Here is a 15,880-nt window from a genome sequence, read left to right as displayed (position 1 = left end):
GGCCAGCCCGGCCTGGCATCCACACGGGAGAACAAGCGTCATGTTCAAGGGACTCGAAGGCAAAAGCGCCATCGTCACCGGCGGCTCCACCCTGATAGGCGCCGGCGTGGTGCGTGCGCTGCACGCGGCCGGCGTGAAGGTGGTCATTGCCGACATCGATGCCGACAACGGCCAGGTGCTGGCCGATGCGCTGGGCGAGGGCGCGCTTTTCGTGCGCACCGACATCACCGACGACGCCCAGGTCGCCGCCTGCGTGCAGCAGGCATGCAGCCGGCACGGCGGCGTGCACATCCTGGTCAACCTGGCCTGCTCCTATGTGGATGAGGGCCTGCAGTCGCCGCGCGCCGACTGGCTGGCCTCGTTCAACGTGAACGTGGCCAGCGCCGTGGCCATGCTGCAGGCCGTGCACCCGCACATGGCGGCCGCCGGTGGCGGGGCCGTGGTGAACTTCACCAGCATCTCTTCGGAAGCGGCGCAGACGGGTCGCTGGCTCTACCCGGCCAGCAAGGCGGCCATGAAGCAGCTCACGCGCAGCATGGCCATGGACCTGGCGGCCGATGGCATCCGCGTCAACAGCGTCTGCCCGGGCTGGACCTGGTCGGCGGTGATGGACCGGCTCAGTGGCGGCGATCGCGCCAAGACCGACCGCGTGGCCGCGCCCTTTCACCTGCTGGGCCGCGTGGGCGATCCGCACGAGGTGGCGCAGGTGGTGCTGTTCCTGTGCTCGGACCATGCCAGCTTCGTGACCGGCGCCGACTACGCGGTGGACGGCGGCTACGGCGCCATGGGGCCCGAGCGCGCCGTGGCCGCCATTCCCCAATTGATGGACTAGTACGCAGTACGGACACGGAGCCGCAAGGAGACAGCCATGAAGAAAATCGCCATCGTCGGAGCCGGCCAGTCGGGCCTGCAACTGGGCCTGGGCCTGCTGGCCGCGGGCCATCAGGTCACGATACTGAGCAACCGCACGGCGCAGGACATCGCCCAGGGTCGGGTCATGTCCAGCCAGTGCATGTTCGACAGCGCGCTGCAGATAGAGCACGGCCTGGGCCTGGACCACTGGTCGCGCGAATGCCCGGTGGTCGAGGGCATCGGCCTGTGCGTGCCGCACCCTGGGCAACACGGCGAGAAGGCGGCCGACAAGGCCATCGACTGGGCGGCGCGGCTGAACGCGGGCGCGCAGTCCGTGGACCAGCGCCTGAAGATCCCCGCATGGATGGACGATTTCCGCCGCCAGGGCGGCGAGCTGGTGCTCAAGGACGCGGGCATCGCCGAGCTGGAGGAATGCACGCGCAGCCATGACCTGACCCTGGTTGCCAGCGGCAAGGGCGAGATATCGAGGCTGTTCGAGCGCGATGCCCACCGCTCGCGCTTCGACCAGCCCCAGCGCGCGCTGGCGCTGACCTATGTGACGGGCATGAAGCCGCGCGAGCCGTTCTCCGCCGTGTCCTTCAACCTTGTGCCGGGCGTGGGCGAGTATTTCGTGTTCCCGGCGCTGACGACCACGGGCCCCTGCGAGATCATGGTGTTCGAAGGCGTGCCCGGCGGCCCCATGGACTGCTGGGGCGATGTGAAGACACCGGAGCAGCACCTGGAGCGCAGCCGCTGGATCCTCGACACCTTCGTGCCCTGGGAGGCCGAACGCTGCCGCGACATTGCGCTGACCGATGACAACGGTATCCTCGCGGGCCGCTTCGCCCCCACGGTGCGCAAGCCCGTGGCCACGCTGCCGTCGGGGCGCAAGGTGCTGGGCATGGGCGACGTGGTGGTGCTCAACGACCCCATCACGGGCCAGGGCTCCAACAACGCGGCCAAGTGCGCCGACACCTATCTGCGCAGCATCCTGGCGCGCGGCAATGGCGACGGAAATGGCGCATTCGACGCCGCCTGGATGCAGCAGACCTTCGACCGCTACTGGTTCGGCTATGCGCAATGGGTCACGCAGTGGACCAACATGCTGCTGGCGCCACCGCCACCCCATGTGCTCAAGCTGCTGGCCAGCGCGGGCACGCTGGCACCGCTGGCCAGCGCCTTTGCCAACGGCTTCGATGACCCGCGCACCTTCTTCCCCTGGTTCGCGGACGCGGGCGAGGCAGACCACTACATCGACAGCTGCGCGGCCATCGCCGCCATGGCAGCCGTCCCCGCCTAGCCGCAGAGGCCGCCATGAGCACATGCGAAACCCCGGCCCCCGCCACGGCCTGCTCCTTCGATCCGCGCGAGCTGCGCAAGGCCTTCGGCCAGTTCACCACGGGCGTGACCGTCATCACCACGCGCGCGCCGGACGGGCGGCGCGTGGGCATGACGGCCAACTCGTTCTCCTCGGTCTCGCTGGACCCGCCGCTGGTGCTGTGGAGCCTGGCGCGCCAGGCGCCCAGCGTCTGCGATTTCCAGGGTGCCAGCCACTTCGCCATCCACGTGCTGGCTGCGGGCCAGCACCTTCTGTCGCGGCGCTTTTCCACGCCGCAGCAAGACAAGTTCGTCGGCCTGGACTGCGCTGAAGGCCCGGCCGGCGTGCCCCTGATCGATGGCGTGCTGGCCCGCTTCGTCTGCCGCAACGTCCGGCAATACGATGGCGGCGACCACCTCATCTTCATCGGCCAGGTCGAGCGCTGCGAACGCTTCGACGGCGAGCCCCTGGCCTTTCACGCGGGCTACTATCAGGTGACGGTGCGGCACCCCGAATGCGTATGACGGGTCATGAAAAAAGCGGCACCGCAGCTTTCCCCACCCTTTGAAACGGAGACAACCCCATGCAGCAGAAAGAACCCCCGGCCAGCCGCCATGTGCGCATCAACGCGCTGGACGGCAGCGGCAGCTTCAACGCCTACCTGGCCGTGCCGGCCTCGGGCAGCGGCCCCGGCCTGGTGCTGGCGCAGGAGATCTTCGGCGTCAACGCCACCATGCGCGAGGTGGCCGACTACTACGCCGAAGAAGGCTACGTGGTGCTGGTGCCCGACCTGTTCTGGCGCCAGCAGCCCGATGTGGAGCTGGGCTACACGCCGGCGGACTGGGAGCGCGCCTTCGGCTTCTACAAGGGATTCGACGAGGCCCTGGGCGTGCAGGACATCCAGGCCTGCCTGAACGCCTTGCGCCAGCGCCCCGAGGTCACGGACGGCAAGGCCGGCGTGCTGGGCTTTTGCCTGGGCGGCAAGCTGGCCTACCTGGCCGCCTGCCGCACCGATGCCGATGCGGTGGTCGGCTACTACGGCGTGGGCATCGAGGCGGCGCTGGACGAGGCCGAGCGCATCCGCTGCCCGCTCACCCTGCATGTGGCCGAGCTTGACGCCTTCTGCCCGCCCGAGGCGCGCCAGCGCATCGTCCAGGCGCTGGGCGGGCGTCCCGGCGTGGCCGTGCATGTCTATCCGGGCGTGGACCATGCCTTCGCGCGCAAGGGCGGCGACCATTTCCACCGGGCCTCGGCGCTGATGGCGCACGAGCGCAGCATTGCCACGCTCAAGTCCGCCATCGGCCCGCATTTCGACCTGGCCGCGCTGTGGGACAAGCACTGCGAGTACGAATTCGCCACGCGCAACGTGGACGACACCATGGCCACCATGGTGGCCGAGCCCTATGTGAACCACATCCCCACCATGACCGGCGGCGTGGGCTTCAGCAACCTGCACGCGTTCTATACGAACCACTTCGTCAACAGCAATCCGCCCGACACGTCGCTGACCCCGATTTCACGCACCGTGGGGGCCTCGCAGGTGGTGGACGAGATGCTGTTCTGCTTCACGCACACCACCGAGATCCCGTGGATGCTGCCCGGCGTGCGGCCCACGGGGCGGCGCGTGGAGATCCCGCTGCTGGCCGTGGTCAAGTTCCGGGGCGACAAGCTCTACCACGAGCACATCTACTGGGACCAGGCCAGCGTGCTGGTGCAGGTGGGCCTGCTGGACCCGGCGCTGCTGCCCGTGGCGGGTGTGGAGACGGCCCGCAAGCTGCTGGACGAGACCCTGCCTTCCAACGAACTGCTCAAGCGTTGAGCGCTGCGCGGGCGCACGGGTTTCACCCTGCGCCCGCTGGCGGCCTGCAGGCCGCCAGGGCTCTCAGGGTTGCCACCAATGTTGATATGTCAACATTGGTGGATCATGTGGCCATCGCAATCGCCATCGCCGCCCGATTCCCTCCGCCCAATGCCCCGCCCACGCACATCCACGATCCCTGCCGCCGATGCCGCCACCGGCCCTGCACCGGACACGCAGGTCTGCAGCCAGACGCTGGCGCTGGAGGACTTCATCACCTTCCGCCTGGGCGCGCTGTCCAATGCGCTGCAGACCCAGGTGACGCGCCACTACATCGCGCCGGCATCGCCCGTGGGGCTGACCGAGTGGCGGCTCATGGGCCAGATCCAGCGCCATGGCGAGCTGCATGCCAGCGCGCTGTCGCGCCTGAGCCTGATGGACAAGGCCCAGATCAGCCGCGCGCTGCAGCCGCTGATCGACCGGGGCTGGGTGCTGCGCCGCGCCGATCCGCAGCACGCGCGGCGCCACCTGCTGCAGCTGAGCGAAGCAGGGCAGGCGCTCTTCGACGAGGTGCTGTCCCGCGCACGCCCCTACCAAGCGGCCCTGCTCAATGCCCTGACGGCCGATGAGCGCGCCATGCTGGAGCGCATCCTGGACAAGCTGGGCCGTGCCTCCCAAGCGCTGGACCAGGGGCTGGACCAGGGGCTGGATGCCTGATTTACCCACAAGCCACTGCACAACCCATCTCAAGACCCACCTCAGAACCCACCCCACGAGCCACACCATGAATTGCTCCATGCACCCTGATGAGCGGGCCGCCCGCATCGAACTGGCCGCCTGCTACCGCGTCTTCGCCATGCTGGGCTGGGACGAACTGATCTACAACCACATCACGGTGCGCCTGCCCGACAGCGTGACGGGCGGTGAAAAGCAGTTCCTGATCAATCCCTTCGGCCTGCATTACGAAGAGGTCACGGCCAGCAACCTGGTGCGCATCAATGTGCGCGGCGAGGTGCTGGACGGCTCGCGGCATCCGGTGAATCCGGCCGGCTTCGTCGTGCATGCGGCCATCCACGACGGACTGCCGGGCGCCCACTGCGTGATGCACACGCACACCACCTCGGGCATGGGCGTGGCCTGCCTGGAGCAGGGCCTGTCGCAAAGCAACTTCTACAGTGCCCAACTGCACGGCATGGTGGCCTACCATGACTTCGAGGGCATCACCATCCATGCCGACGAAGGGCCGCGCCTGCTGGCCAGCATCGGCCACCGCAAGGCCGTGATCCTGCGCAACCATGGCCTGCTCAGCTGGGGCAGCGACCTGCCCCAGGCCTTCGTGGTGCTGTGGACGCTGCAGCGCGCCTGCGACGTGCAGATGGCCACCCTGTCGATGGGTGCGCCGCGCATGGTCTCCGACGCCATGGCCCAGCGCTGCAACGAGGACTCGCTGACCTTCAACGCCAGCCACGGCGGTGCCCGCGATGTGTTCGACCACCTGGTGCGCCGTGTGAACCGGCGCGACAGCAGCTATCTCGATCTTTGAACCCGGAGCTTCCCGCGCATGACCATGGAACAGACAAGCATTTCATTCGACAAGGCCTGCATCTTCGGCGCCGGTGCCATCGGCGGCTGGATGGGCGCGGCCCTGGCCCGCGCCGGCTGCCAGCTCAGCGCCGTGGCGCGCGGCGCCGCGCTGCAGGCCCTGCGCACCCAGGGCCTGACCCTCGTGCACGGCGAGCAGCGCGAGCACTTCGCGCTGCGTGCCGAACAGGACCCGGCCGCCCTGGGCGTGCAGGACCTGGTCATCATCTCCGTCAAGGCGCCGGGCATGCCCGATGTGGCCGAGCGCATCGCCCCGCTGATCGGCCCGCAGACCGTGGTGCTCACGGCCATGAACGGCGTGCCCTGGTGGTTCCTGCACGGCGGTGTCGATGCCAGCGTGCGCGGCAGGCAGCTGAAAGCCGTGGACCCTGAAGGCCGCATTGCGCAAGCCATCCCGCTGGGCCAGGTGCTGGGTTCGGTGGTCCATGCCAGCTGCTCCAACGATGCGCCCGGCGTGGTGCGCCGGCACTTCGGCAACAGCCTGATCCTGGGCGAGCCCCTGGCCACAGGACCCGGCCAGCCGCCCACGCCGCGCCTGGCGGCACTGGCCCAACTGCTGCAGCGTGGCGGCACCGAGGCCAAGGTCTCCGACAACATCCAGCGCGACGCCTGGTACAAGCTCTGGGGCAACATGACCGTCAACCCCGTCAGCGCGCTGACGGGCGCCACCTCGGACCGCATCCTGGGCGACGACCTGGTGCGTGGCCTGATCACGCGCGTGATGCTGGAGGCCAAGGAGATCGGCGCGCGCATCGGCCTGCCCATCAACGAATCGCCCGAGGACCGCCATGCGGTCACGCTCAAGCTGGGCGCCTTCAAGACCTCCATGCTGCAGGACGTGGAAGCCGGCAAGCCCGTGGAGCTCGATGCCCTGGTGGGCGCGGTGCGCGAAATGGGCCAGCTGTGCGGCGTGGACACCCCGTTCACCGATGCGCTGCTGGGCCTGGCGCGGTTGCAGGCACGGCAAAAGGGGCTGATGGCCTGACGCCGCAAGGGCCAGTACCGGCCTGCAGCGCGCAACCGTAGACTACGCCTCCATGACTTCCGCCAAGAACCCCGCCTCGCCCTGGTCCACGCTGTGCGTGGTGGCCACCACCGTCCCCAGCGCCGAGGAGGCCGCCCATCTGGCGCGCAGCCTGGTGCAGCAGCAGGCCGCGGCCTGCGTGCAGGTGGAGCCCATCACCTCGCACTACGTGTGGGAGGGCGAGATGCACGCCACGCCCGAGTGGCGGCTGGTCTGCAAGACCCTGCCCGACGTGCTGGAGCGCCTGGCCCGGCTGCTGCGCGCCGGCCACAGCTACAGCGTGCCGCAGATCACCATGCGCACCGAGCGCTGCATGGCCGACTATGCGCAGTGGCTGCGTTCCCAGGTCTCGACCCGGGACGTGGCGAACACTGCAGAAAGGGTCGCCGCGCCCCGCATCACTGCGGCGTGACGTTGGCGGCCTTGATCACGGGCACCCAGGTCGCTGTCTCCTTGCGGATCAGCTCGCCGAAGGCGCTGCCCGTGACCACCCAGGGCTCGATCCCCTGCAGGTCCAGCTGCCTGACCACGGCCGGCGTGTTGAAGATCTCCTGAATATCCTTTTCCAGCTGCTTGAGCACGGCCGGTGGCGTCTTCTTTGGCGCCATCACGCCGTACCAAGACGAGATGGCAATGCCCGGCACGCCCGCCTGGGCCAGCGTGGGCACCTCGGGCAGGTACTTGCTGCGCGCCGGGTCGGTCACGGCCAGCGCGCGCAGCTTGCCCGACTGCACATGCGGCAGCAGCGCGGGCACATTGCCCACGATCATCGGCACCGTACCGCCCAGCACATCGTTGAGGCCGGGCGCCGTGCCCTTGTAGGCCACGTGCAGGATGTCGGCACCGGTCTGCTGCTTGAACAGCTCGCCGGCCAGATGCAGGCTGGAGCCCACGCCGGGCGAGGCATAGCTGATGGTGGCCGGCCTGGTCTTGGACAGGGCCACCAGCTCCTGCACCGTTTTGGCGGGCACGCCGGGGTGCACGGCGATCACATTGGCCGCCTTGGCCAGCGAGGCCACGGGCGCGAAGTCCGTCTCCACGCTGTAGCCGGGCCTGGCCAGCAGCGTGGGATTGATGGTCAGGTTGCCCTGGGGCACGACCAGCAGCGTATGGCCGTCCGGCGCGGCACGCTTGACCATGTCGATGCCGATATTGCCGTTGGCCCCGGGCTTGTTCTCCACCACCGAGGTCTGGTTATAGCGCTCGGCCAATCCCGTGGACAGCAGGCGGGCCAGCGCATCGACCGGGCCGCCGGGCGGGAAGGGCGCGACGATGGTGAAAGGCTTGGCAGCCAGCTGCTGCTGGGCGGCGGCATCCTGGGCCAGGGCGCTCTGGCATGCGGCTGCTGCCAGCAGGGCGGCAGCGCCGAGCAAGGTGGGGGCTTTCATGGGGAACTCCGGGAAACAAGGCAAGGCAGGTACAAGCAAAAGAAATGCCTGAGGGCTATCGATTGTTTCTTGTATAAAACAACGTTCTTCTTATAAATCAATGCAAAGCATAAAACCTGCGGCTTGATTCGAATCAAGGGAAAACCCTTGCCTGCATGCCTGGGCCTTCGCTGCGCTCGCATGCCCATGAAAAAAGGAGCGCAGAGCGCTCCTTTGGGTGGTGGTGTGCCGGGTGGCCTCAGGACAGCAGCGCCTGCGCGAATTCCCTGGCGTTGAAGGTCTCCAGGTCCTCGACCTTTTCGCCCACGCCGATGAAGTACACGGGGATCGGCCGTTCCTGGGCAATGGCGGCCAGCACGCCGCCCTTGGCCGTGCCGTCGAGCTTGGTGACGATCAGGCCCGTGAGCTGCAGTGCATCGTCGAAGGCGCGCACCTGGGCCAGCGCGTTCTGGCCGGTGTTGCCGTCGATGACCAGCAGCACCTCGTGCGGTGCCGTGGCATCGGCCTTGGTGACCACGCGGCGGATCTTGCGCAGCTCTTCCATCAGGTGCAGCTGGGTGGGCAGGCGGCCCGCCGTGTCCACCAGCACCACATCCTTCTTGCGGGCGCGGCCGGCGGTGACGGCATCAAAGCTCACGGCTGCAGGATCACCGCCTTCCTGGCTGACGATCTCCACCGTGTTGCGGTTGGCCCAGACGCCGAGCTGCTCGCGCGCGGCGGCGCGGAAGGTGTCGGCGGCAGCCAGCAGCACGCTCTGGCCTTCGTCGGCCAGATGCTTGGTCAGCTTGCCGATGGAGGTGGTCTTGCCTGCGCCGTTGACGCCAGCGACCATGACCACGGTAGGCTGGTGCTCGCCGATGATCAGCGGCTTTTCCAGCGGGCGCAGCAGGTCGGCCAGTGCATCGGCCAGCAACGCCTTGACGGCGGCGGGGTCGGTGGCCTTGGCTTCCTTGACGCGGCGGCGCAGGTCGGTGAGCAGGTGCTCGGTGGCCTTGACGCCGGTGTCGGCCATCAGCAGGGCGTCTTCCAGCTCTTCGTACAGCGCATCGTTGATCTGCGTGCCGGTGAAGACCGTAGCGATGCTGCTGCCGGTCTTGCGCAGTCCGGCCTTGAGGCGCTGCATCCAGTTCTGGCGGCTGGCGCCTTCGGCTTCGGGCTTGGCCGTGGGCTCGGGTGCGGCAATGAAGTCGGCAGGCGCGAGCGTGGAAGCAGCAGCAGTGGGTGCAGTGGGTGCGGCAGGCGGGGCGGCATCGCCCTTGCCGCCGCCGAAGGGCTTGCGCCACCAGGCGCTGCCGGTGTCGGCTGTGGCCGGTGGGGCAGGTGTGCCAGGGGGCAGGTCTGGGGCGCGGTCCTGCGGCGGGGTTGCGGGAATGCCGGCCTCTTCAGGCGCGGCGCTGCTGTCCGCCGGGGAAATCTCGGCGGAGGAGGGGGTGGGCTTTTTCTTGAAAAAACTGAACATCGGCAGGTTCTTAGAATCACAGCATTCTATGAAACATGCACTCACCCTCCTGGGCTTAATGGCCTGCATGGGCACCGGGGCTGCTTTGGCAGCCCCGGATGCATCCTCTTCCTCCCCTTCGTCACTGCTGCAGACGGTGGCCAGCCAGGCCGCAGGCGGCCAGCGGTCCGCCACAGCAGCGCAGCAATTCACCCTGAAGAACGGCATGCAGCTCATCGTGCAGCCCGACCGGCGCGCGCCCACGGCCGTGCACATGGTCTGGGTGCGCGTGGGCGCCATCGACGAGGTGGACGGCACCTCGGGCGTGGCCCACGCGCTCGAGCACATGATGTTCAAGGGCTCGCGCAAGGTGGCGCCCGGCGAGTTCTCACGCCGGGTGGCGGCCCTGGGCGGCCAGGAGAACGCTTTCACCAGCCGCGACTACACGGGCTACTACCAGCAGATCCCGTCCAGCCGGCTGGAGGAAGTGATGAAGCTCGAATCCGACCGCTTCGCCAACAACCACTGGCCCGACAGCGAGTTCAAGAAGGAGATCGAGGTCATCAAGGAAGAGCGCCGCATGCGCACCGAGGACCAGCCGCGCGCCGTGCTCATGGAGCAACTGATGGCGGCGACCTTCATGGCCTCGCCCTACCACCGGCCCGTGATCGGCTGGATGAGCGATCTGGACGCCCTGACGCCCGGCGACGTGCGCGATTTCCACAGCCGCTGGTATGTGCCCGGCAATGCCACCGTCGTCATTGCCGGTGATGTGGACGTTGCCAAGGTCCGCGCCTGGGCAGAGAAGTACTACGGCAGCATTCCCGCACGCGCCGTGCCGGTGCGCAAGCCGCGCACCGAGCCTGCGCAGATCGGCATCCGCCGCATCGAGGTCAAGCAGCCGGCCGAGCAGGCCCTGGTGGCCCTGGCCTTCCGTGCGCCCTCGCTGACGCGTGTCAGCGATCTGCAGGCCGATGACCGCGATGCGCTGGCGCTGCTGGTGCTCTCGGCCGTGCTCGACGGCTATGACGGCGCCCGCCTGGAGCGGGCCCTGGTCCAGGGCGAAGGCCGCGTGGCCGACGGCGCGGGCAGCTCCATGTCGCTCATGAGCCGCGGCCCCGGCCTGTTCATGCTGACGGGCGTGCCCGCCACCGGCAAGACTGCGGCCGAGGTCGAGGCCGCGCTGCGCGCCGAAGTGGCCAAGGTCGCCAGGGATGGTGTGGAGCCCGCCGAGCTGGAGCGCGTGAAGACGCAATGGATGGCCTCCAATGTCTATGAGCGCGACTCGGTCATGGGCCAGGCCCAGAGCCTGGGCAATTACTGGATACAGGGCATGCCGCTGGATGCGGAAGACCAGTTGCTGGCCCAGCTTCGCACCATCACGCCCGATGACGTCAAGCGCGTGGCGGCCAAGTACTTTGGCGATGACCAGCTCACGGTGGGCACCCTGGTGCCGCAGCCCCTGCCTGAAGGCGGCAAGCCCCGCCGCACCGACGCGGGTGCAGGCATTGGCGGACCCCTGCATTGATGCCCCCGAAGCACGCTGGAGTGAAGATGAAGAACATGAAAAAGATGGTGGCCAGCTCCGTGCTGGCAAGCGTGGGCCTGGGCTTTGGCGCCACGTCCGCATGGGCCTTGCTGCCCATCCAGCACTGGACCCAGCCCAGCGGGGCGCAGGTCTGGCTGGTGGACAGCCCGGGCATTCCCATGGTCGATGTGCAGATGGATTTCGACGCCGGCAGCCGGCGCGATCCCGCCAACCAGGTCGGCCTGGCCAGCGCCGTGGCGCTGATGGCGTCCAAGGGCGTCACGGCCCAGGGCAGCGCGCCTGCTCTCGATGAAAACGGCCTGGGCCAGGCCTGGGCCGATCTGGGTGCCAGCTTTGGCGCCCAGGCGGGCCGCGACAGCTTCAGCTATGGGCTGCGCTCCCTGACCGAGCCTGCGCTGCTGCAGCGCGCCGTGGCCCTGGCCGCGCGCCAGATCGCCAGCCCCAGCTGGCCGCAGGATGTGTGGCTGCGCGAGCGCGAGCGCTGGACTGCGGCCATCAAGGAATCGGACACGCGCCCCGGAACGGTGGCCGGCAAGGCCCTGAGCCAGGGCGTGTTCGGCACCCACCCCTACGGTGCGCGTGCCACGGCCGAGAGCCTGTCGCGCATCGACCTGTCGGACATGCAGTCCTTCCACCGCCGGCTGATCGCCGCCTGCCGTGCCAAGGTCAGCATCGTCGGCGCCGTCAGCCGCGAGCAGGCCGACCAGCTGGTGCAGCAATTGCTGGCTCCGCTGCAGGCGGCCCAGGGCCAGGACGCCAGTGCCTGCGCTCCGCTGCCCGACGTGCCCAAGGTGCAGGCGCTCAAGGCGCCGGTCAACGAGAACATCCCCTTCGCCTCGGCCCAGGCGCAGGTGCTGATCGCCCAGCCCGGCATTGCACGCAACAGCCCGGACTTCATGGCCGTGCTCGTGGGCAACCACATCCTGGGCGGCGGCGGCTTCACCTCGCGGCTGACCGAGGAAGTGCGCGAAAAGCGCGGCCTGAGCTACAGCGTCTACAGCGACTTCTCGCCAGGCCTGGACGCGGGGGCCTTCACGATCGCCCTGCAGACACGCCCCGACCAGGCGGCCGAGGCCTTGAAGGTGTCGCAGGACACGCTGCGCCGCTTTGTCGCCGACGGCCCGACCGAGAAGGAGCTCAAGGCTGCCAAGGACAATCTGATCGGCGGCTTTGCGCTGCGCATAGACAGCAACCGCAAGCTGCTGGGCAATGTGGCCAACATCGCGTGGAACGGCCTGCCGCTGGACTATCTGGAGCACTGGACCGAGCGCGTGCAGGCGCTGACCGTGCGTGATGTGCGCGAGGCCATGCAGCGCATGCTGCAGCCCGATCGCATGGTGACCGTCGTCGTGGGAGGCAAGCAATGAGCCGCAACAGCATCAAACTGCATACCCCTGCCGGCAAGCGCTGGCTGGAAAAGGCCACGGCCGAGGCCGCGGCGCCCAAGGCGCCTGCCGCAGCACCGGCCGCAAAGGCAAAGGCGGGCAAGCCGGCACCCTCGGGTGCGGGCGAGGTCCGCATCATCGGCGGCCAGTGGCGCCGCACGCGTCTGCCCGTGGCGCAGCGCCCGGGCCTGCGCCCCACGCCGGACCGCGTGCGCGAGACCCTGTTCAACTGGCTGGGCCAGGACCTGACGGGCTGGCACTGCCTGGACGCCTTCGCGGGCACGGGTGCGCTGGGCTTCGAGGCCGCATCGCGCGGCGCGACCAGCGTGCTGATGAACGAGCAGGACGCCGCCCTGGTGCTGCAGTTGCAGCGCCTGCGCGAGCGCCTGGACGCCCAGTCCGTGCGCGTGCTGCGCGGCGATGGCATCGGCTGCCTGCGCCAGGTGGCGCCGGGCACGCTGGACCTGGTGCTGATCGATCCGCCCTTCGACCATGCCGAACTTTTCGAGCCTGCGCTGAAGGCCGCTGCGCTGGCCGTCTCCGCCCAGGGCTATGTCTATCTGGAGGCGCCCCAGGCCTGGACCGAGGAGCAACTGGCCGATGCTGGCGGCCTGCAGCTGTTCCGCCATCTCAAGGCGGGTGCCGTCCACGCCCATCTGCTGCGCAAGGCCGCGCAGGACGAGTAGGCTGGCGCCGCAGCCGTGTTCCAGCGCAGGAATGCGGCTGTCGCGCAGCCGACGGGCCATGCTGCAGTGCAATGCATAATGCGCCATCCGTGCCGGACCAGGGCACGCGCAGCCAAGGAAAGTGAACGCCATGAGCCACGACGTGATTGCCGTCTACCCCGGAACCTTCGATCCGATCACGCTGGGCCACGAAGACGTGGTGCGCCGTGCGACCCAGCTGTTCAGCCACGTCATCGTGGCCGTGGCGGCCGGCCACCACAAGAAGACCATGTTCAATCTCGAGGAACGCATGGAGATGGTGCGCGAGGCCGTGTCCATCTATCCCCATGTCCAGGTCGAGAGCTTTCATGGCCTGCTGCGCGACTTCGTGGTCGAGCGCGGCGGCAAGGCCATGGTGCGCGGCCTGCGTGCGGTCACCGACTTCGACTACGAGTTTCAGCTTGCCGGCATGAACCGCACGCTGATGCCCGAGGTGGAGACCGTCTTCCTCACGCCCAGCGACCGCTACCAGTTCATCAGCAGCACCTTCGTGCGCGAGATCGCCACGCTGGATGGCGAGATCGACAAGTTCGTCTCGCCCAACGTGCGCACGCGACTGCTTGAGAAGGTGCAGGCCAATCGCGCTCCTTGAGAGAGGGAGGCCGGCCAGGCACCTTGGCCCGCCCCCATGACGAGTTCACGATATCAGGCGCTCTGCGTGGCGGCACTTGCATTCACGGCCGCATGCACGAATTCCAGCTTGCGCCGCGCGCCCATTGAAAGAGCGAACGGATAGGCATCCCCGTGGCCCAGGCTGCGGTTGAGGCTGTTGGTCAGCAGCGTCAGCGGCACCCACTGGTCCAGCATGGTGCCGAAGTCCGGCCGGGCAGGGACCGCGAACGGGTCCTGCACGCACAGCGCGGCCGGCGTTCCCATGCCCGCCGCCGTGCCTGCGCCTCCTGGCAAGGTGATGCAGGTGCCATAGCTGGCCGCAGTCTCCAGCAGATCCACCATGTGAAGGTAGTGGGCCCAGCTTTCGGCCCAGTCTTCCCACGGGTGGGAGGTGGCATAGGCGCTGACGAAGTTGTCGCGCCACTGCCCATCCAGCGGGCTGCGTGCGTAGTAGTTCTGCAGGGCCTGGGCATAGTCCTGGCGCTCGTCGCCGAACAGGCGGCGGAATTCCTCGAGACGGCCCGCGCCCACCACCAGCCTGTCCCAGAAGAAGTGGCCGGACTCATGGCGCAGATGGCCCACCAGCGTCCGGTAGGGCTCATGCAGCGCCTGGCGGCGCCGGGCACGCTCGGCATCGTCGGCCTCCACCACGTTCAGCGTGATGGTGCCGTTGGCATGGCCGGTCATCACCGGCGCCTGCCCGGGCAGGTCGGCCAGCAGCTCGAAGCGCGGCCCGTCCTCTCCAGGCCTGGGGCCCAGGCCCAGGCGGGCCAGCGTATAGAACAGCTGGCGCTTGGCCGCCTCGATCTTGGTCCAGCGCAAGGCATTGGCCGGGTCTGACAGATCGGGCAGCCAGCGTGTCTGGCGGCAGGATTCGCACAGCGCGTGGGGGTCGTCGGCGGGCAGGGCGAAGTTGCACTGGCCCACAGGTCCCCGGTGGCTGCACATCTTGTAGAGGCGGCCTGGCGGCTTGCCTGCGCCCAGGGAGGACAGGCTCTCCCACAGCGCGCTGTCCCGCGCGCCGGAAACCGGTCGCAGGCAGGCCACATGCAGTCGCTCTGGCAGGAAGGCCAGGGTGGCGCCGCAGTGCACGCATTGAACGCTGTCGAAGAAAACCGGGTGGCCGCAGGCATCGCAGTTGAAAACTCGCATGTCGGTCACTTTACGCCGTATGCCCTGGCGCCATGAAAAATGATTCCCATGTCGCCCTGGCGCTGCAAGGTCAGATTCCCCCAACGGTGGTTTTCACCGGGGTGGCCCTGCAATGAAAAAAGGCCGGATGACACCGGCCTTTCGATGGCCCCATGGGGGCCTGCATCAGGGGCGAACCACGATGCTGTTGCGCACTTCGCGCACGTTCTTGGTGGTGCGTGCGATCTCGGCAGCGCGGGCCTTTTCCGACTCCGACTTGGCAAAGCCCGACAGTTGCACCGTGCCGTTCAGGGTCTCGACGCTGATGGAGGTGGCCGAGACGCTCTTGTCCTCTGCCATCTTGGCCTTCACGGCAGTGGTGATGCCGGCGTCATCCACATACGAACCCACGGTCTGCTGGTCGCGGGCTACGGAGCAGGCGGTGGTGCCGAGCACGGTGGCGCCGGCGACGAGAGCGAAAGCGATGGCACGGGTGTACTTTTGCATGGTCAGTTCTTTCTTGGACAAGAAATTGAGGGAAACGGTAGTCGAGGGAACTCGGGGGGCTGGGCTGCAGCTCACTTGCGCGAGCGGGAACTCATGAAGAACGCGGTGGCCAGGGCTGCGCCCGTGGCTGCTGCCAGCAGCATGGAGCGGCCAGGCTGCTCGATGACGTAGCGCGTGGTGGCTTCCGTGGCAGATTGCAGCTGGCGGCGGGCGCGGTCGGAGCTGTCGGCGCAGAAGTTGATTCCGCGCGTGGCCAGTTCCTGGGCACGTGCCGCGAGGTCGTCGATGACGGGATTCAGTTCACGCTCGATGGACTTCACGCCTTCCTCGGCCTTGTCCAGAGCATTTGCTGCAGTGCGGCGCGTGGTGTTGACGGCTTCCTTGGCAGTGTCTGCTACGTCCTGGGCAACGTCCTTGGCGGTATCGGCGGCTTTGTTCACGGCTTTCTCGGCTTGGCTCATTGGTTCTATCTCCTCAAAACTTGCATGAATGGGAAAGGCGGTGGGGCTGCCGGGCTGGCTGCCCGCCGGAGGCGGGCTTGGGGCTGGCAG

Annotated in this window: 17 protein-coding genes; 12 read left to right on the top strand and 5 right to left on the bottom strand. The window is 68.2% G+C overall.

Annotated elements, in window-relative coordinates:
- Positions 1-40: 40 nt before the first annotated feature.
- The 8 genes from U6958_RS28010 (at position 41) to cutA (ending at position 7,006) form a co-directional block, all read left to right on the top strand.
- Positions 41-832 (top strand): SDR family oxidoreductase, encoded by a 792-nt coding sequence (locus U6958_RS28010; RefSeq protein ID WP_047326039.1) that lies wholly within the window; start codon positions 41-43, stop codon positions 830-832.
- Positions 833-868: 36 nt separating this feature from the next.
- Complete coding sequence (locus U6958_RS28005; protein ID WP_074923061.1) at positions 869-2,152, top strand: styrene monooxygenase/indole monooxygenase family protein; 1,284 nt, start codon at positions 869-871, stop codon at positions 2,150-2,152.
- A 14-nt stretch (positions 2,153-2,166) separates the two neighbouring features.
- Positions 2,167-2,694: a flavin reductase family protein gene (locus U6958_RS28000; RefSeq protein ID WP_074923062.1), complete on the top strand. Its 528-nt coding sequence runs from the start codon at positions 2,167-2,169 to the stop codon at positions 2,692-2,694.
- 59 nt (positions 2,695-2,753) lie between these two features.
- On the top strand, positions 2,754-3,989 hold the full coding sequence (locus tag U6958_RS27995; protein ID WP_016449084.1) for a dienelactone hydrolase family protein: 1,236 nt from the start codon (positions 2,754-2,756) through the stop codon (positions 3,987-3,989).
- A 150-nt stretch (positions 3,990-4,139) separates the two neighbouring features.
- Positions 4,140-4,685 (top strand): MarR family winged helix-turn-helix transcriptional regulator, encoded by a 546-nt coding sequence (locus U6958_RS27990; protein ID WP_074923063.1) that lies wholly within the window; start codon positions 4,140-4,142, stop codon positions 4,683-4,685.
- Positions 4,678-5,511 carry a class II aldolase/adducin family protein gene (locus tag U6958_RS27985; protein ID WP_277849470.1) on the top strand — a complete coding sequence of 278 codons (834 nt, stop codon included), beginning with the start codon at positions 4,678-4,680 and terminating at the stop codon, positions 5,509-5,511. The genes U6958_RS27990 and U6958_RS27985 overlap by 8 nt, the downstream gene beginning before the upstream one ends.
- Before the next feature lie 18 nt (positions 5,512-5,529).
- On the top strand, positions 5,530-6,555 hold the full coding sequence (locus U6958_RS27980; RefSeq protein ID WP_074923064.1) for a 2-dehydropantoate 2-reductase: 1,026 nt from the start codon (positions 5,530-5,532) through the stop codon (positions 6,553-6,555).
- Between the two features lie 52 nt (positions 6,556-6,607).
- Positions 6,608-7,006 carry a divalent-cation tolerance protein CutA gene (gene cutA / locus U6958_RS27975; protein ID WP_074923065.1) on the top strand — a complete coding sequence of 133 codons (399 nt, stop codon included), beginning with the start codon at positions 6,608-6,610 and terminating at the stop codon, positions 7,004-7,006.
- Here cutA and U6958_RS27970 read toward each other — a convergent pair.
- Both U6958_RS27970 and ftsY read right to left on the bottom strand, forming a co-directional pair.
- Positions 6,993-7,982 carry a tripartite tricarboxylate transporter substrate binding protein gene (locus U6958_RS27970; protein WP_074923066.1) on the bottom strand — a complete coding sequence of 330 codons (990 nt, stop codon included), beginning with the start codon at positions 7,980-7,982 and terminating at the stop codon, positions 6,993-6,995. The two genes, cutA and U6958_RS27970, sit on opposite strands and share 14 nt — an antisense overlap.
- A 238-nt stretch (positions 7,983-8,220) precedes the next feature.
- Complete coding sequence (ftsY, locus tag U6958_RS27965) at positions 8,221-9,441, bottom strand: signal recognition particle-docking protein FtsY (RefSeq protein WP_074923067.1); 1,221 nt, start codon at positions 9,439-9,441, stop codon at positions 8,221-8,223.
- A 28-nt stretch (positions 9,442-9,469) separates the two neighbouring features.
- On the opposite strand from ftsY, the gene U6958_RS27960 reads away from it, so the two are divergent.
- The 4 genes from U6958_RS27960 (at position 9,470) to coaD (ending at position 13,671) form a co-directional block, all read left to right on the top strand.
- The gene (locus U6958_RS27960) at positions 9,470-10,948 is read left to right on the top strand and encodes a pitrilysin family protein (protein WP_016449075.1); all 1,479 of its coding nucleotides are present in this window, start codon (positions 9,470-9,472) and stop codon (positions 10,946-10,948) included.
- A gap of 26 nt (positions 10,949-10,974) precedes the next feature.
- Positions 10,975-12,336, top strand: a complete 1,362-nt coding sequence (locus U6958_RS27955; RefSeq protein WP_046985885.1) for a pitrilysin family protein — start codon at positions 10,975-10,977, stop codon at positions 12,334-12,336.
- On the top strand, positions 12,333-13,040 hold the full coding sequence (gene rsmD, locus U6958_RS27950) for a 16S rRNA (guanine(966)-N(2))-methyltransferase RsmD (protein WP_016454148.1): 708 nt from the start codon (positions 12,333-12,335) through the stop codon (positions 13,038-13,040). Before U6958_RS27955 ends, rsmD begins: the two co-directional genes overlap by 4 nt.
- Positions 13,041-13,170: 130 nt before the next feature.
- Positions 13,171-13,671: a pantetheine-phosphate adenylyltransferase gene (coaD, locus tag U6958_RS27945; RefSeq protein ID WP_016449072.1), complete on the top strand. Its 501-nt coding sequence runs from the start codon at positions 13,171-13,173 to the stop codon at positions 13,669-13,671.
- Positions 13,672-13,724: 53 nt separating this feature from the next.
- Here the strand turns inward: coaD and U6958_RS27940 are convergent, their stop codons facing one another.
- The 3 genes from U6958_RS27940 to U6958_RS27930 form a co-directional block, all read right to left on the bottom strand.
- A complete protein-coding gene (locus tag U6958_RS27940) occupies positions 13,725-14,843 on the bottom strand; it encodes a putative zinc-binding metallopeptidase (protein WP_047217964.1) in 1,119 nt (372 codons plus the stop codon).
- A gap of 165 nt (positions 14,844-15,008) precedes the next feature.
- Positions 15,009-15,329, bottom strand: coding sequence for a BON domain-containing protein (locus tag U6958_RS27935; protein WP_012203732.1), 321 nt, complete (start codon positions 15,327-15,329; stop codon positions 15,009-15,011).
- Positions 15,330-15,400: 71 nt separating this feature from the next.
- Positions 15,401-15,790, bottom strand: a complete 390-nt coding sequence (locus U6958_RS27930; protein ID WP_016449070.1) for a hypothetical protein — start codon at positions 15,788-15,790, stop codon at positions 15,401-15,403.
- Between the last annotated feature and the right edge of the window lie 90 nt (positions 15,791-15,880).

It is taken from the genome of Delftia lacustris, from assembly GCF_040267515.1.
Classification (GTDB): Bacteria; Pseudomonadota; Gammaproteobacteria; order Burkholderiales; family Burkholderiaceae_C; genus Comamonas; species Comamonas tsuruhatensis.
This window is presented reverse-complemented; position numbering and strand designations above follow the sequence as displayed.

Coding starts and splice junctions, on each gene's coding strand:
- U6958_RS28010 (WP_047326039.1), top strand. CDS start 41: ATGTTCAAGGGACTCGAAGGCAAAAGCGCCATCGTCACCGGCGGCTCC.
- U6958_RS28005 (WP_074923061.1), top strand. CDS start 869: ATGAAGAAAATCGCCATCGTCGGAGCCGGCCAGTCGGGCCTGCAACTG.
- U6958_RS28000 (WP_074923062.1), top strand. CDS start 2,167: ATGAGCACATGCGAAACCCCGGCCCCCGCCACGGCCTGCTCCTTCGAT.
- U6958_RS27995 (WP_016449084.1), top strand. CDS start 2,754: ATGCAGCAGAAAGAACCCCCGGCCAGCCGCCATGTGCGCATCAACGCG.
- U6958_RS27990 (WP_074923063.1), top strand. CDS start 4,140: ATGCCCCGCCCACGCACATCCACGATCCCTGCCGCCGATGCCGCCACC.
- U6958_RS27985 (WP_277849470.1), top strand. CDS start 4,678: ATGCCTGATTTACCCACAAGCCACTGCACAACCCATCTCAAGACCCAC.
- U6958_RS27980 (WP_074923064.1), top strand. CDS start 5,530: ATGACCATGGAACAGACAAGCATTTCATTCGACAAGGCCTGCATCTTC.
- cutA (WP_074923065.1), top strand. CDS start 6,608: ATGACTTCCGCCAAGAACCCCGCCTCGCCCTGGTCCACGCTGTGCGTG.
- U6958_RS27970 (WP_074923066.1), bottom strand. CDS start 7,982: ATGAAAGCCCCCACCTTGCTCGGCGCTGCCGCCCTGCTGGCAGCAGCC.
- ftsY (WP_074923067.1), bottom strand. CDS start 9,441: ATGTTCAGTTTTTTCAAGAAAAAGCCCACCCCCTCCTCCGCCGAGATT.
- U6958_RS27960 (WP_016449075.1), top strand. CDS start 9,470: ATGAAACATGCACTCACCCTCCTGGGCTTAATGGCCTGCATGGGCACC.
- U6958_RS27955 (WP_046985885.1), top strand. CDS start 10,975: ATGAAGAACATGAAAAAGATGGTGGCCAGCTCCGTGCTGGCAAGCGTG.
- rsmD (WP_016454148.1), top strand. CDS start 12,333: ATGAGCCGCAACAGCATCAAACTGCATACCCCTGCCGGCAAGCGCTGG.
- coaD (WP_016449072.1), top strand. CDS start 13,171: ATGAGCCACGACGTGATTGCCGTCTACCCCGGAACCTTCGATCCGATC.
- U6958_RS27940 (WP_047217964.1), bottom strand. CDS start 14,843: ATGCGAGTTTTCAACTGCGATGCCTGCGGCCACCCGGTTTTCTTCGAC.
- U6958_RS27935 (WP_012203732.1), bottom strand. CDS start 15,329: ATGCAAAAGTACACCCGTGCCATCGCTTTCGCTCTCGTCGCCGGCGCC.
- U6958_RS27930 (WP_016449070.1), bottom strand. CDS start 15,790: ATGAGCCAAGCCGAGAAAGCCGTGAACAAAGCCGCCGATACCGCCAAG.